The organism is Arthrobacter sp. Y3223166, from assembly GCF_059090935.1.
Map to the genome: position 1 here is coordinate 42,802 of NZ_JBNHGE010000004.1, position 15,200 is coordinate 58,001.

The following is a 15,200-nucleotide window of genomic DNA, read 5'->3' on the forward strand; positions in this document are numbered from 1 at the left end:
CGCCCCAAGGCACCCCGGATCACCGACCTCTCCGGTGATGGAAGCGAGCCTATTGACACGTGCCGGCGGTTTCACGAGTGGTGCTTACCGGGATCCCGGGGCTGCACCGGTCGTGACCCCTGCCGCTACCGGGCTTGCCGGAGAATGCGCGCGAAGATCCAGAATGCTTTCCCGGAGCAGAACAGGAGAACACTCGGCTTTGCGGTGACGGGTACGGGCATTACCTGACCATGGCGCACAATTGCTACCTGCATGTTGCGCACTAGGAGACACCCCCTCCATAGACGCGGCGCGGAATCGGCTTTAGACTGTGGACCTCACCGGTTGGGGACCGGGCCTTGCGGACCTTGGGGGAACGCAGCCCGTGGCCGGTGCGAACGCGTGGCCGATGCCAATGCACGGCCGCGTCTGAGCGACTTTGGGGGGAGACGCTGATGACTGCTGTTTTTAATGGGCCGTTTAATGGTCCGCTTGCCGACTCTATTTCACCCGGCCGCCGCCGTCTGGCAGAGGACATCTTCGCGGCACTGCAACAAGGCCAGCAGGGGGTGCTGGTGATTGGTGCCGCCGGCATGGGGAAGTCCACCATCGCCCAGCAGGTGCTGAAGTGGTTCGGCCCGGAAACACACGTCGAATTTGTCCGGGGAAGCCAAGCCTCGTCCCGCATCAGCTACGCCCCGTTGGGAATCCTGCTCGGGGGAGTGGGCGACGACGGACTGGAGCACCCGGCGCTCGTCCTCGAGGGAATCGCTGCTACGCTGCTGAACCGTGCCAAGGGCAAACGGATTGTCCTGTTCGTGGACAACGCCGAGAATCTCGACGCGTTCACCTCCGCTGCCTTGGCCCAATTGGCGCGCGCCGGAGTCGTTACACTTTTTGTGGCCAGCCAGGACGTTGCGGCCGGCGACCGCGCCTTTATGCAGCTGTGGATCGAGGGAGACCTCCGCCGGTTCGACGTGGCTCCGCTGGATCCGGCAGACAGTGAGGCGCTGCTGACCGAAATTCTCGGGGGCAACATATCTTCCGTCGCTGCACGGTCGCTGTGGCGGAACACCGGTGGAAATCCGCGCTACCTGCGGGTTCTGGCCCGAGACCAGGTGGCAGCACGGACTTTGGTTGAGCAGGGCGGGACGTGGGTGTTGGCGCAGCCGCTCGTCTTCACGGGAGACATTGCAGAGGTGATGCGGCCGCGGTTGCTGCAACTGCCTCCCGGGCATCGGCGCCTCGTCGAGCAACTGGCGCTGGCGGGCGGCGTCACGCTCTCGGCTCTTCAGCGGTTGGCCGACCCGCTGACTCTGGAACACTTGGAGGCCCGCGGTACCATCACGGTCGACCTGGGCGCCGACCCGCTGGTGCGGGTGGGCGGTCACTTCCTGGGCGGAGTCGTCAAGAGCATGCTCACGCCCGGCCGGACGCGTGCACTGTGGGATGAGGTCGCGCACGTGCTGCACCCCGCGGAAGTGCCGGAGCGCTACCTGCCGGATCTCGGCATCTGGGCGTTGGAGGGGGGCGCCGCGCTGAACCCGGAAGAGACCCTGCGGGCTGCTGCCGCCGCCAACGACCAGCTGGAGCCGGGACGCGCGCTGCAGTTGGTCCGGGCGCTGGGCCGGCAACACCGCTGCGCGGCCGGCCTCCGGGAAGAAGCCCGGGCACTGCTGTTGCTGGGAAAGCCGAGCCAGGCCGCAGACCTGCTGGCGGCCCACCTCCCGGAGGACGGCAAGGACCCCATGGCTGCCCTGGTCGCGCTGGCCGGCGAGCGTCTCGCCGTTTCGCGGGCCACGGGCGGAACCATCGACCCCTGCTTGGAGGAGCTGAGAAACCTGCGCGCAAGGCTCGCCGCAGAACTGCAAGCGGTGACGGAGACCAATGAAGGGCACGTTCTCGGTGATGCAGCCCGTGCGAAGGACATACTGGAAACCACGATCGATGAAACCCTGCTGATCGAAGCAGACCAGGCCGCTTTCGACGGCCGGTACGGGCAAGTCTCCAAGCTGGTCAAGCTGCTGCGCGACGACTGGGACAAACCGCCGCAGACCAGGCTCCGCGCCGGAGCCCTTCTCTGCGAAGCATGGGCGGTCATGGGCCGGCAAACGGAAGCGCATAACCTGGGAAACATGCTGCTCGCGGAGCTGGCGGATCGGCGCCTGCCCAAGGTGCTGCGTGACTTCGTGGAAACCCGGATTTTCACGTCCCTCATCGTGGCAGGGCGGCTTGATTCATGCCTTGGCTATTGCGAAACCTTCGCGGCGCAGGCGGGGACATTCCTGTGCAGCGACGGGAGCGAGCTGGCCTTGGGACTCGTCCACGCACGCGCCGGTCGGGCGGAAAAGGCCCTTGCTGCCTTGCTACCGGCCATCAGCCAGCTGAGAGTGGCCGGCAACAGCGGCGGCGTCGGCCTTGCCAACGCGGCGGCCGCCTACTCCTACTCCCTGCTGTCGGATGAGAAGAATGCCCGCCGCCACCTGGCCGCAGCCGCTTCTTCACCGGGACGTCCCCGCCGGGTGACGGCCCGGGCCACGGAATACTTCAGCATCCTTGCGTCCCAGCGGCTGCGGCGGGATGACGACGCAGCAGCGGCGCTGGATCAGACGGGCGCCGAAGAACTGGCCGCCGGCAATTCCGGTGCGGCCATGATTTTTCATGCTGCCGCAGCGCGGGTGGGCGGCAGGTCCTATGCCCGCCAGCTGCAGGCATCGGCTGCCGCCTGCGACGGCGAAACCGCACGGCTCTGCCATGAGTACAGCCAGGGTCTGATGTCCCAAGACCCCGTGATCCTGCTTGAAGCAGCCGAAAGTGCAGCGGCGCTGGGCGACGTCCTGTTCAGCTACGACGCTGCGCGAGCCGCCCAGAGCGCTGCGGTCACAGGAGGCGACCGCGCAGCGGCCCGTAAGGCGCGCGCCTTGGAAAACGCGGGCTATCGCATGCTCCGGGACAACAGCACCATCGTTGCCATGCTGGAGTCTCTGAGTCCCTTCGAACTGACCTTGGCGCAACTGGCCGCGCAAGGCAGCAGCAGCGCAGCGCTGGGCCGGAGGCTGCATCTGTCGCCACGGACCGTTGATTGGCACTTGGGCAAGATGTTCGCCCGGCTCCATGTCTCGGGCCGCGCCGATTTGCGCGAACTGCTGGGAGCGGCGGGGTCGGCGTCATGACTGATACAGGTCAAGGACGCAGGCTGGTGGGGCGGGACGCCGATGTCATGGCTGCCACCGAGAACATCCGCAATGGCAACGGGGCATGGATCGTCGCTGAATCCGGGCTGGGCAAAAGCGCCTTGGCGGCCGCCGTGCTGCAGGAACTGTCGGACGATGTGCGGCCGTTTCGAGTACATGCGAGCCGCACCTTCTCCTCGGTCCCGTACGGCGCCTTGGCCCCGCTACTCACGAATCTGACCGCACAGCAACTGGGCTCGCATTTTTCCACCATGCGCACGCTGACGGAGCGGCTGCAGGCAGACGCAACCGGCCTGCAGCCGGCCCTGCTCGTGGTCGACGATGCCCACGACCTGGACGCGGGAAGCGCGGAAATTCTTGGCCAACTGGTCGCCTCGATGCAGGTCAAGGCGCTGCTGCTCAGTCGACCCAGCCTGGCCGAACCGCCCACGATCCTGGGAGAGGCGGTCGAGGGGCTGCTGCACCGCCGGTCGCTGGACCCGTTGACCGACAGGCAGGTACACCAACTGTGCAACCAGGTACTCGGTGGGGAAACGGCGGCCAGTGCCAGTGCCGCGCTTGCCCGGGCAAGCGGCGGTAACCCGCTCTTCCTGCTAAGCCTGCTGGAGCAGGCCCGGCAGGCCGGGCGCTTGGTCCAGACCCGCGGCGTATGGCTCATGCGCGATGCGCTGCCGGAGGCGGACGCCCGCCTCTCCGAGCTGATCGAGCGGGAGCTCAGCGAACTCAGCGCCGACGAGCGCGAAGTATTGGATTTCGTGGCTTTGCTCGGGGCAGTCCCCCTGACGGTGATGTTCGAATGCGGGAACGTGCAGGCCATCGACCGGCTGATGGAAAACGGACTCATCGAGATTTCGCCGCCGCCCGAACCGCGTATCTGGTTGCGGAACCCGGTTCACGCACAGGCCCTGCCGACTCTGGTGCCGGTGTTCCGAAGGCTGAGGTTGTACCGGAAATTGGAGGAAGTCCTGCCGGTCAGCGGATCGGGCGAGATGCTGTTCCGGCGTGCAAAATGGGCGCTCGATAGCGGCGTGCAACTGCCGGATGATGAGCTGGTGAAGGCCGCCGCGGCGGCCAACAACGCGGGAGAAACAAGGCTCGCCGTACGGTCAGCCGGCGCCGTTACGACAGGTGGGTTCCGTTGGGCGGCCCAGCTGCAGCGGGCCAGGGCAATTTGCCCTTCCGATCCCACGTCCGGGCCCCTCATCGAGGGGTTGGTCGCGGCGGCCGGTAATGCGGAACAGGCCCGGGACGCAGCACTGCTGGCAGTACAACGGCCGTATCCCGCCGATATTTGGACGCACCGCAGCCTGGAGGACTGGGCCGCCGAAGCAAAGGGCTTGCCGACGTATTCCGAGTCAAAGCCCGGTATGGACCAGGCTTTGGACCGGAGCCTCCGGCTGCTTGAATTGCGCCATCTTGTTGCCGGCGGCGGACACGCGGCGGCGAGCGGGCCCCTGACGGTGCTCGTCGCGGAGGCATCATCTGCCCAGGACCTGGATTGCCTGGTGCTGGCGCGCGCGCTGTTGGCACAGGTCTATACGGTCACCGGGCGAGCGGATCACGCGGCAGCGGAAACGGCCAAGGCCCTGCAGGCGCTGGAAGTGCACGAGCCGCAGGTAGCAAGCCGGACGTTTGTCGTTGCCCGCCATATCGCGGCGCTGCTGACGGCGGGGCGCTGGGGCGACGCCGCGGAAGCAGTGGATGGATTCCGGGCCGCAAGGCCGAACGAGCTGGTCCATTACGGCGGAGCAGTCGATGTGGCGGCCGGGATCATCCTCGGGCGCCGGGGCGATTATGCCGAGGCTCACCGTATGCTGGCCGGAGCAGCCGGGGAACTGGAGCACCACGACCCGTTGGGCCTGCGCCCGGTGGCGCTCGCTGTCGGTGCGTATGTGGCGATGTTGAACGGGCAGGATGAGCCGGCCGGGCAGTACCTGTCCGATTACGCAATGGCCGGGACCGGAAACGCTACTCCATCCGGCCTTTTCAGCGACGGTTTGGCTGCTGCCGCCCGGCTTCTCCAGTTTCCCGGCACCAAGGCGCTGTCCGAACTGCAATCCCTGGCAGACACCGCGGGGAGTCGGGGGTGGAGCTCCCTCGAACTCGCCTTGAGGTTTCTGGCCATTCAGCTGGGTGACATGGGCAGGATCGGCCAGGTCGGTTCGTTGGCCGCTTCCATTGAGGGAAGGGAGGCCGCGTTGGCAGCCCAATACTGCGAGGCTGCCAATATAGGCGGAATCGAGCAATTAGTGCACACGGCCGAGGAAGTGCACTCATCAGGGCTGGTTTCCCTTGGGCTCCACACCTTGTTTGAGGCGCTCCGGATTGCCAAGGCGGAACGCAACAGGACTGCGCAAAGACGCATTAGCGCACTGCTCGGGCAGTGGCAGGAGGCGGCACCCGTCGCCCGGGAGATCCCGTCCTCGATGTCGCTGACACGCCGGGAACGCGACATCGCGGCGTTGGTCATCGCGGGCAAGCGCAATGCGGAGATCGCGGACGCGCTCTCGTTGTCGGTCCGGACCGTCGAAGGCCACATCTACCGCATGTTCGAGAAGCTGGGCATCAACCGCCGGGAGCAGTTGGGGCGCGAACACCTGTAGGAGCGGCCCGGGGGGACGACCACTGCCAGAGGCGAGTATGCCGCCGGTAGTGGTCGTTCCATGTCCGGGTATCAGGCGTCCCGGAACCGGCAAAGCCCTCGTCTTCGCACCCCGCTGGTGCCCCCTGCGCCGAAAAATTGGAAGCAGAAACCTGAGTAGCGCGCCGGACAGTCCGGTAGCCGGTACGCGCACGCACTCCGGCGCGCCCCCGTAGGCTTCTGAGGGTACGGAAAACACCGGTCCTGCAAGGACGCAGGGAGTCTACGGATCGCTGGGGGCAAGTAACCCGTACATGTATAAAGGACGGCTGCGGCATCCGCTGCCGGACAATAGCGGGAAGTGCATTTCTGGGGGGAGATGTGCAATGGGGGATTCTGTAACTCGTGTGCTGCTGCTGGGGGCAGGGGGACTGGCCAGGGAAGTTTTGGCAGCGATGCGCGCGGCAGGTGGGTGGGACGTAGTCGGCGTGCTCGATGAGGACCCGGATGTCCATGGACGTTACGTAGATGGTGTGCAAGTCCTTGGGCCCGTCGAGGCGGTTTACCGGTACCCGGATTGCAGGCTCTTGGTGTGCCACGAATCCCCGGCCATCCGGCGGCAGTTGGTGGACCGGTTGGCAGAGTACGGAGCCGGGCCGGAACGCTACGCGACATTCGTCGGCCTCCGCGCACCGCTTTCGGCAAGTGTCCGGGTCGGTGCCGGCAGCCTTGTCCTGGCGGAAAGTGTCCTGGCCGCGGGAGTAACCCTGGGGGAACACGTCGTCATCATGCCGCGGGTGTCACTGTCGCACGATGTGGCAGTATCCGCATTTGCCACCGTGGGCGCAGGGGCGGCCCTTGCCGACCACGTGCAGGTGGGGCGTGGAGCTTGGCTACAGATGTGTTGCAGCGTCGCCTCCGGTGTTGGCATCGGACGGGACGCGACGGTGGGCATGGGCTCGGCCGTCCTGGGACACGTGCCGCCGGAAGAATGCTGGGCAGGCGTGCCGGCACGGCCCGTAGCCGGCTCTGCAGACCAACAGGCACCCAATCAACTTTCTGTTGGCGAGGGATCGCAGGAGTTAACGTCCAGCCGGAGCGCGCCGGGAAGCGTCGGCCGCTCGGCTTTCGAGCGACTGGCTGCAGCGGCAGCCCTGCTGAAGACGCCATGAAGGCGGCGAAGACCGCGCGTGTCTCCGGGGCCGCCGGCGCAGCCGATGCCAGCCGCCGGGTCTTTTCGCACAGGTCGACGATCACTACGCCGGACTTTCCGGTTCTTGAAGGGAAGCGCTAGCCATGCATGATGCCCAGGTGTCCACGGACAGCTACCTGCAACGCACGGTCGCCCCGCTGGTGGGTGTCGCCGCGGAAACGTTCGGGTTCGAGACGCCGGCTGCGCCGAAACTTTCCATACCGACGCTCCTGAAACCCGCTGTTCCACGTCCGGGAACGCGCGGCCGCACGTCCAAGCCGTGGGCCCGCCGCTACCAGGCCAAATTGCTCGCTACGGACACTGCCATCCTCGTGCTCTCGGTAGCTGTGGCACTGCTGCTCGTTGGTGATCGGGTAACCGGGGCCGGTGCGACCCTTGCGCTGGTCACGGGCGCTGTCATGGCCTGCGCCCTCGCGGTCGGGAGGACCCGGGACCTGCGGGTGATCGGTGTAGGGGCCGCCGAGTACAAGAAGGTGATCAGGGCAAGCTCCGGCGCCTACGGGATGCTCGCCGTCGTCCTCTTGGCCCTGCAGGCGGAGGAGTTGGCACCTCCATTCGTGGCGGAAGTGCCGGTCGGCATCGTCGCGCTGCTGGCGGGACGCTGGGGCTGGCGGCGGTGGCTGACGAAGCAGCGGGAGAACGGACACTACCTCTCGAAGGTCGTCGTCCTCGGTGCCTATGAAGACGTCGTTTACGTGATAGACCAGATCGCCAAGAAATCCGGCGCCGTGTACCAAGTGGTGGGGGCAGCGCTGGATGGCGTCCCGGCCGACAGCGACGCCCTCGCCGCACGGCAGGTCCCCGTGGTGGCCGGGCTGGACGACGTTGAGCGGGCCGTGGACATCCTTGGCGCAGACGCCGTCATCGTTGCGGGACAGGTGGGGCAGCGCAGCGGCTACCTTCGGGAACTCGGCTGGCGGCTGGAGGAGAGCGCCACCGAGCTGGTGGTCGCGCTTTCGCTGACCAACGTTGCAGGTCCCCGGATCCAGATGCGCCCGGTGGAGGGCTTGCCGCTGATGCATGTCGAAAGGCCGCAGTTCTCCGGTTACCGGTACTTGCTCAAGCGGTTCGTCGATGTCGTCGTCTCCGCTGCCGCCCTGCTCGCCCTGCTGCCGGCCTTCGCCGTCTTCGCCGGCCTGATCCGCTGGGACTCGCCCGGCAAGGTCATTTTCAAGCAACGCCGGGTGTGCCGCAACGGACAGACGTTCGAGATGTTCAAGTTCCGGTCCATGACCGCCAACGCTGAGGCCGAACTTGAGGCCCTCAAGGCTATGAACGAAGGCAGCGGGCCGCTGTTCAAACTGCGGGCCGACCCTCGTGTCACCAGGGTGGGCGCCTGGATGCGCAAGTACTCGCTGGACGAACTCCCGCAGTTCCTCAATGTCCTGCGGGGTGAAATGTCCCTGGTCGGGCCCCGGCCGCCGCTGCCCTCGGAAGTGGCCGGCTACGAGGGGCACGTGGGCCGTCGGTTGTACATCAAGCCGGGGCTGACCGGACTGTGGCAAATCAACGGGCGGTCCGACCTGAGTTGGGACGAAAGCGTCAGGCTCGACCTCTACTACGTGGAGAACTGGTCGCTGACCGGGGACCTCATGATCATGTGGCGCACGTTGAAGGTGATGGTGAATCCAACCGGCGCTTATTGAGGGTCAGCCGTTCACGCGACGGGCGCCCGGTACCGGCAGCAACAAGGGGATTGAGCAGGGAAAGGGGAAGTTGATGGGGGCGGATATACAGGCGGTCAACCGCCTGGACTTGGGACGGTACGTCCCGGACACCGCGCTGGCGCCGGAGCTCGCCGGCAGGGCCGGGGCCATGCTGCGGCAGTTGCAGTGGGACGCCGCGGTCGCGGGATGGACAGCCGACCGGCTGAAAACAGAAGGTGATGCGCGCTCGCATGAACTGCTGGTCGCAGCGCTGCGGTGGTCTCGGCCGGAGGACCTGGTGCTGTCGGAAGAGGGCGAGGATGATCCGGCGCGCCCAGGGGCCGAACGGGTCTGGATTATCGACCCGCTGGACGGCACCCGCGAATTCTCCGAAGGGCGCCGGGATTGGGCGGTCCACGTGGCGCTGTGGTGCAGGGGCAGCCTGCGGGCTGGGGCTGTCGCGCTGCCGGGACTTTCCACGACCCTGGATACATCCGACCCCGCGGTCCGGTTGCAACCGTCCCGCTTCCCGCCGGGTCGGCGGTTGCGGATCGCGGTATCGCGGACCAGGCCTCCCGCCGTCATTGGCGCACTGGCCGAAGAAACGGGCGCGGCAGTCCTGCCGATGGGCTCTGCCGGCTACAAGATCGCCGCCGTGATCCGCGGCGAGGTAGATGCCTACCTGCACAGCGGCGGTCAGTACGAATGGGATTCAGCGGCTCCGGTCGCCGTGGCCCGCAGCCGTGGCCTGCATGCCAGCAGGCTGGACGGTTCGCCACTGGTCTACAACCAACCGAGTGCGTACTTGCCCGATTTGCTGGTCTGCCGGCAGGAACTGGCAGGCGACCTGTTGCAGCGGCTCAGCCGGTTGCCCCGGGAATAGGCCGTTACGTGCTGGCTGGCACAAACAAAGGGGGAAGAAAGAGATGAATGAAACAACCAGTGGGCCGCGCTATCACGTGAGCCACCTTAAGCTCCTTGAGTCGGAGGCGATCTACATCATCCGTGAAGTCGCCGCCGAACTGGAGAAACCGGGGCTCATGTTCTCCGGCGGCAAGGACTCGATCGTCATGCTGCATCTCGCGGCGAGGGCCTTCGCACCTGCGCCCATACCGTTTCCGGTGGTACACGTCGATACCGGCCACAATTTCGACGAGGTCTTGCAGTTTCGCGACTCCTTGGTCAAAGAACTCGGGGTGAACCTGGTGGTCGGCTCGGTGCAGGATGCCATCGACCGCGGGCTGGTGCAGGAGGAACCCAACGGGTCCCGCAACCGCATCCAGACGGCGGTGCTGCTGGAGACTGCCGAAAAATACGGCTTCAACGCCCTCATGGGCGGGGCGCGCCGCGACGAGGAAAAGGCCCGGGCCAAGGAACGGGTTTTTTCCTTCCGTGACGAGTTCGGCCAGTGGGATCCCAAGAACCAGCGTCCGGAATTGTGGGGCCTGTACAACCCCCGCATCCACCTGGGCGAGAGCATCCGCGTGTTCCCCATATCGAACTGGACCGAACTCGATATTTGGAGCTACATCGCGCACGAGCAGATCACCGTTCCGTCGATCTACTACGCCCACGAGCGGGAAGTCTTCGAACGCAACGGCATGCTCTTCGGGGTGCACCGCTTCTGTCAGCCGCGAGGCAACGAGCGCACCTTCAGGGAAACGGTGCGGTACCGCACCGTCGGCGACGCCACCCTCACCGCCGCCGTCCGTTCCACGGCGACGACGGCCGCGGACGTGATCGCCGAGGTGGCGGCGACCCGCGTCACGGAGCGCGGCGCCACCCGTGGGGACGACCAAGTAAGCGAAGCGGCCATGGAAGACCGCAAGAAAGAGGGGTATTTCTGATGGATCTGTTGCGTTTCGCCACCGCAGGTTCGGTCGACGACGGCAAGAGCACGCTGATCGGACGCCTGCTCTACGACTCAAAATCGATCTTCAGCGACCAGATGGAAGCCATCGAACGCACCAGCCGGGAACGAGGCGACGAGTACACAGACCTGGCGCTGCTGACCGATGGGCTGCGCGCCGAACGGGAACAAGGGATAACCATTGACGTCGCCTACCGGTATTTCGCGACGCCAAAGCGCAAGTTCATCATCGCCGACACCCCGGGCCATCTGCAGTACACCCGCAACATGGTTACCGGCGCCTCCACGGCGGACGTTGCGATCGTCCTCGTGGACGCCCGGAAGGGCTTGGTGGAACAAAGCCGGCGCCACGCCTTCCTCGTGTCGCTGCTGCAGGTGCCGCACCTGGTGCTGGCGGTCAACAAGATGGACCTGGTCGACTGGTCGCAGGACGTGTTTGACCAGATCCGCGAGGAGTTCAGCGGATTTGCCAGCAAACTGGAAATCACCGACCTTTCGATCATCCCGGTGTCCGCGCTGCAGGGCGACAACGTGGTCTCGCGGTCCCAGAACATGCCGTGGTACGAGGGGCCGTCGCTGCTGCACCATCTTGAGAACGTACACATTGCGAGCGACCGCAACCTCGTGGACGTGCGCTTTCCCGTGCAGTACGTGATCCGGCCGCACCAGAACCGCAACCACGACTATCGCGGCTATGCCGGCCAAGTCTCCGGGGGCGTCATGAAGGTCGGCGACGAGGTGATCGTCCTGCCCAGCGGCCTGCCTTCGCGGATCTCCGCCATCGATACCCCGGACGGACCGGTAGACGAGGCCTTCGCTCCGATGTCGGTCACCGTGCGGCTCGAAGACGACCTGGACATCTCCCGCGGTGACATGATCTGCAGGCCGAACAACAAGCCGATGGTGGCCCAGGATATCGACGCGATGGTGTGCTGGATGAGCGACAAGCCGCTGCAGCGGGGGCAGAAGCTTGCGGTCAAACACACCACGCGCAGCGCGCGGGCCTTGGTTAAGGACCTGCAGTACGGGCTGGACATCAACAGCCTGCATCGCCGGCCCGACCCGGACTCGCTCAGCCTCAACGAGATCGGCCGGATCAGGATGCGCACCACGTCGCCGTTGCTCGCCGACGAGTACAGGAGGAACAGGCAGACCGGCGGTTTCATCTTGATAGACGAGGCTACAAATGCGACGGTGGGGGCCGGAATGATCGTCGCCACGGCCTGATACTGCCTCTGCGTAACAGCCCTGCCCGTGGATCCACGCCACGGGCAGGGCTGTTATGCAGGGTGGTTGGAACGTGAGGGACAGCCGGTTCCCCTGGCTCGCCTAGCGGTTGGCCGCGGCAGTAAGCGGCTTCTGCGCCGCTCTCACCAGGCTGAGGAGCTCCGCGACAGCCTCCTCGATGTCCACCCGGGAAGTGTCGACCACGCAATCGGCGTCCTGCGGCGTTTCGTAGGGTGAACCGATGCCGGTGAAGTCTGGAATGAGGCCCGCCCTAGCCTTCGCGTACAGGCCCTTCCGATCGCGGGCCTCGCAGACCTCCAAGGGGGTCGAGACGTGCACCAGAACGTAACCGCCCGCCTCCCGGGCCATTGCCGCAACCTCCCGGCGTGTGGCTTCGAAGGGTGCAATCGGTGCGCAGACCGCTATGCCCCCGGCCCGTGAAATCTGTGCCGCCACCCAACCGATTCGACGGACGTTCAGCTCACGATCGGCCGGCGAGAAGCCCAGCCCCGCCGACAGCATGCGGCGCATTTCGTCGCCGTCCAGCAGGATGGCCTCGCGGTCATCCAAACCCTGCAAGCGTTCCGTGAACCGGCGGGCCAAGGTCGACTTGCCGGAGCCGGAAAGCCCCGTAAACAGCACGACCAGGCCCTCCGGCCGCGCTCCGGCGGCGGGGGCGGCGGGTGGCGAAGGGGAGGCGCCGGACGCATCAGCCGCCGTGAAATCCAGGACAGCCGCGGCGCCAAGCCGCTCCAGCGCATGGCTTCGCAGCAGGGAATGGTCCTGGGCATCCGGTATGACCAGCAGACGCACCAAGGCGCCGGAAACCCGATGGGCGCAGCGGTCCAGGGCGTCCAGCAGCCTCCCGAGGTCCCGCGTGGCGGAGGCGGAACTGCTCACGACGGCGGTCAGCAACAGGCGGCAACCGGCTTCGGAGGCGGCGGCCACCGCCTCGGCGATCTGTGCCGGCTCCGGCGGTACGGCGAAGGCTGCGACAAGGCACGGGCCGTCCGCCTCCGACAGGGGAGCGGTCAGGCGAAGTCTCCGCGCCGGCGGGTGCTCTGCCGGTTGTAACGGCTTCAGGGTGCCGCTCACATAAACGGCACCGTTGCCGCCCGTGCCTGCCGCTGCCTCCGGGTTCTCTGGCTCTCCGTGGTCGCCGAGTTCAGCAACCGCGAGCCGGGCAAGCGGCGTGCCTTCCGGGTCAGACAGGAGGAGGGCACTTTGGGCGGCGCCTTGCCGTGCGACATCGGGCGGCACGGGCAGCGTGAACTCGTGTGGCCAGCCGTCCGGTTTATTGCCCGGCCGGCAGTAGCCGTCCGCTGGCGCGTACAGGCCGCCCGTGAGCAGCTCCAGCTCGTCAAGCCTGGCGCCGGACAGCGCGAACACCGGCTCGTGCAAGGAAGCGGACCAGTCACTCATTGCGCCACCTCCGACGCCGGTTGGCCAGCCGCTGCGCGGACCCGTTCGTGCTTCTCGGTCCAGGCCAGGGCGGGGAAGCCCCGGCGCCGGCGGATGTACATCCAGACCAGCGGTGCCACCAGCAGCACCACGACCAGGATTATCCCCGTCGTGGTGTTGTCGACACCCAGCATTTTCAGCGAGGAGGCCAGGAGGACGAAAGCCAGCGCCCGCCTGACGAAACCACCGCTGAGCCGGGACGACATCTGGGCTCCGACCCAGACGCCCGGAATACTGCCCAGAATCAGTGGCAGGGCAATTCCCAGGTCCAGCGACCCGAACAGCATATGACCGATGGCAGCGGCCACGACAAGCGGCACGGCTTGCACCAGATCCGTGCCCACCAGCTGGGAAGCCTTGAGTCCCGGATAGATCATCATGAGACCGATGATGATGATCGAACCTGACCCGACGGATGTCAGGCCGACGATCATGCCGCCGACGACGCCGAGCAGCACCGTCGGCAGGATCCGGGCGGCTACTTCCGGTCTATCCAGCGGCAGCTTCGCGCCCAGCCCGTCGCGTGACTTCGCGCGTTCGACCAACCGGATGTAGGCACGGACGACCAAGAGCACGGCGGTGAGCATCAGGGCGCAGCCCAAGGCGAGTTTGATTCCGTCTTGGACCCGGGCGTCGTCGCCGAGCGCCTTGAGTATCAGGACCCCGCAGAAAGCCGATGGCACGGCCCCGATAGCCAACCACTTAACCAGCTGCAGGTTCACGGTCTTCCGGCGCAGGTGAACCGCCGATCCGACCGGTTTCATGACTGCGCTGGCCAGGAGGTCACTGGAGACGGCCGTCAGCGGCGGGACGTTGAAGAAGAGCACCAGCATCGGTGTCATCAAAGCGCCGCCGCCCATGCCGGTCAGCCCGACGACGATGCCGATGCCGAACGCGGCGAAGCCGATAGTCATGTCCATGAAACGATATTCTGGCAGCCCTGCCGCCGGGGAAATAGAGTATTTTTCCGTGCTGCTACTGGAATAAGTGACCCGGCCCCGCGCGCAGGAGAATTCTTTCTGGAATGCGGGTGCGTCCCATTGTTTTCGCCGGCGAGGCGCACCCGCTGGCTCATTGTTCGTGCGCCAGTCGGCATGCAGAAGGGGAATTCAGTGCGCCGTCTTCGATGAATTCGCGGAAAGCGGCCAAGTCCCCCGGACGCGAATCGATGGAGGTGTCACCCACCGCCAGATGGTCTTCCTGGTCAGGGCCGGAATGGTTCCAATACACCAACGCGCGCAGCTGTGGCAGGGCAGCGAGGTCGTCGGCGGCGGTTTTGAAGAAGTCCGCCTTGGCGCCGGCTGGTGGAAGTTCCGCCGCAACACCCCATTCGGCGAGCATCTGGGGCTTGTCCGGGTAGTTTGCCACCGCCCAATCATAGAAACCGGGCCAGGCCCCGCCACTCGTGCGGTTGACGAGCCCCGCCAAGTCCGTGGTGCCGGATTCGGGGTAGGCATAGGGATCCTGCGCAATCCAATCAACGACGTCGTCACCTGGGTACAGGTCGCCGAACCAGTCTTTCATGGCCCACTTTTCGGCACCGGTGTAGTTCATCACCGTCACCACGTTGTCCACACCGTTGGACCGCAGTGTCGCCACGACGTGGCGAAAAAACAGGCGGAAATCATCGGCAGTCTGACCGGAATCCGGGTCCGTGTTGACCTCGTCTTCCATCTCCGCGTTCAGCGACAGGAAAAACGGCTGCTTGGCATGCGCGGCCAGCTGGCGGGCCAACCGGTTAAGGTACTGATCGGCGGCGCCGTCGGCGACCTGACGCCAGGTCAGCCCGTCCGGTTTCCAGTTGTAGAAAAGAATCCTGTTTTGACCCGATTCGTTGCTGCGTGTGCGTTCGATCTCATCGGGGAACAATTTCTCCTGGCCTCGCTTGTAATAGCGGACCACGTCCACGTTCCGTCCGGCCGCCGCCTCAAAATCGGTCAGGGCGGCATCCCAGTCCTGGCCCGGCAGCGGGTTGGCGGCCACGCCCAGCAGGACGTTGCAGGCCGGCTGCGCCCGCCCATCGGCCTGC

The 15,200-nt window shown here is 66.0% G+C and carries 10 protein-coding genes; 7 read left to right on the plus strand and 3 right to left on the minus strand.

The genetic code is table 11. The annotated features are described in order from the left end of the window. Positions 1-434: 434 nt before the first annotated feature. From AC5RUH_RS03885 to cysN, 7 genes are all read left to right on the plus strand, one after another. Positions 435-3,152 (plus strand): helix-turn-helix transcriptional regulator, encoded by a 2,718-nt coding sequence (locus tag AC5RUH_RS03885; RefSeq protein WP_494127926.1) that lies wholly within the window; start codon positions 435-437, stop codon positions 3,150-3,152. Next, a complete protein-coding gene (locus AC5RUH_RS03890) occupies positions 3,149-5,776 on the plus strand; it encodes a LuxR C-terminal-related transcriptional regulator (RefSeq protein WP_494127927.1) in 2,628 nt (875 codons plus the stop codon). Before AC5RUH_RS03885 ends, AC5RUH_RS03890 begins: the two co-directional genes overlap by 4 nt. Positions 5,777-6,140: 364 nt before the next feature. Next, the gene (locus tag AC5RUH_RS03895; protein ID WP_494127928.1) at positions 6,141-6,926 is read left to right on the plus strand and encodes a PglD-related sugar-binding protein; all 786 of its coding nucleotides are present in this window, start codon (positions 6,141-6,143) and stop codon (positions 6,924-6,926) included. Positions 6,927-7,050: 124 nt separating this feature from the next. After that, positions 7,051-8,613, plus strand: a complete 1,563-nt coding sequence (locus AC5RUH_RS03900) for a sugar transferase (protein ID WP_494127929.1) — start codon at positions 7,051-7,053, stop codon at positions 8,611-8,613. Between the two features lie 73 nt (positions 8,614-8,686). Beyond that, positions 8,687-9,496, plus strand: coding sequence for a 3'(2'),5'-bisphosphate nucleotidase CysQ (locus AC5RUH_RS03905; protein WP_494127930.1), 810 nt, complete (start codon positions 8,687-8,689; stop codon positions 9,494-9,496). 43 nt (positions 9,497-9,539) lie between these two features. Beyond that, complete coding sequence (cysD, locus tag AC5RUH_RS03910) at positions 9,540-10,460, plus strand: sulfate adenylyltransferase subunit CysD (protein WP_494001397.1); 921 nt, start codon at positions 9,540-9,542, stop codon at positions 10,458-10,460. After that, positions 10,460-11,710, plus strand: a complete 1,251-nt coding sequence (cysN, locus tag AC5RUH_RS03915) for a sulfate adenylyltransferase subunit CysN (RefSeq protein ID WP_494001396.1) — start codon at positions 10,460-10,462, stop codon at positions 11,708-11,710. Before cysD ends, cysN begins: the two co-directional genes overlap by 1 nt. 102 nt (positions 11,711-11,812) lie before the next feature. Here cysN and cysC read toward each other — a convergent pair whose 3' ends face one another. The 3 genes from cysC to AC5RUH_RS03930 all read right to left on the minus strand — a co-directional run bounded on the left by cysC (position 11,813) and on the right by AC5RUH_RS03930 (position 15,154). Beyond that, entirely contained in the window at positions 11,813-13,099 is a 1,287-nt protein-coding gene (gene cysC, locus AC5RUH_RS03920; RefSeq protein WP_494127931.1) for an adenylyl-sulfate kinase, read from the minus strand. A gap of 29 nt (positions 13,100-13,128) precedes the next feature. Then, positions 13,129-14,091: a sulfite exporter TauE/SafE family protein gene (locus tag AC5RUH_RS03925; protein WP_494014317.1), complete on the minus strand. Its 963-nt coding sequence runs from the start codon at positions 14,089-14,091 to the stop codon at positions 13,129-13,131. 151 nt (positions 14,092-14,242) lie between these two features. After that, a complete protein-coding gene (locus AC5RUH_RS03930) occupies positions 14,243-15,154 on the minus strand; it encodes a glycoside hydrolase family 26 protein (RefSeq protein WP_494127932.1) in 912 nt (303 codons plus the stop codon). Between the last annotated feature and the right edge of the window lie 46 nt (positions 15,155-15,200).

Excerpts from the sequence above, each read along its gene's own strand:
- AC5RUH_RS03895 (WP_494127928.1), top strand. The coding sequence starts at position 6,141 with ATGGGGGATTCTGTAACTCGTGTGCTGCTGCTGGGGGCAGGGGGACTG.
- cysD (WP_494001397.1), top strand. The coding sequence starts at position 9,540 with ATGAATGAAACAACCAGTGGGCCGCGCTATCACGTGAGCCACCTTAAG.
- AC5RUH_RS03905 (WP_494127930.1), top strand. The coding sequence starts at position 8,687 with ATGGGGGCGGATATACAGGCGGTCAACCGCCTGGACTTGGGACGGTAC.
- AC5RUH_RS03925 (WP_494014317.1), bottom strand. The coding sequence starts at position 14,091 with ATGGACATGACTATCGGCTTCGCCGCGTTCGGCATCGGCATCGTCGTC.
- AC5RUH_RS03890 (WP_494127927.1), top strand. The coding sequence starts at position 3,149 with ATGACTGATACAGGTCAAGGACGCAGGCTGGTGGGGCGGGACGCCGAT.
- AC5RUH_RS03900 (WP_494127929.1), top strand. The coding sequence starts at position 7,051 with ATGCATGATGCCCAGGTGTCCACGGACAGCTACCTGCAACGCACGGTC.
- cysN (WP_494001396.1), top strand. The coding sequence starts at position 10,460 with ATGGATCTGTTGCGTTTCGCCACCGCAGGTTCGGTCGACGACGGCAAG.
- AC5RUH_RS03885 (WP_494127926.1), top strand. The coding sequence starts at position 435 with ATGACTGCTGTTTTTAATGGGCCGTTTAATGGTCCGCTTGCCGACTCT.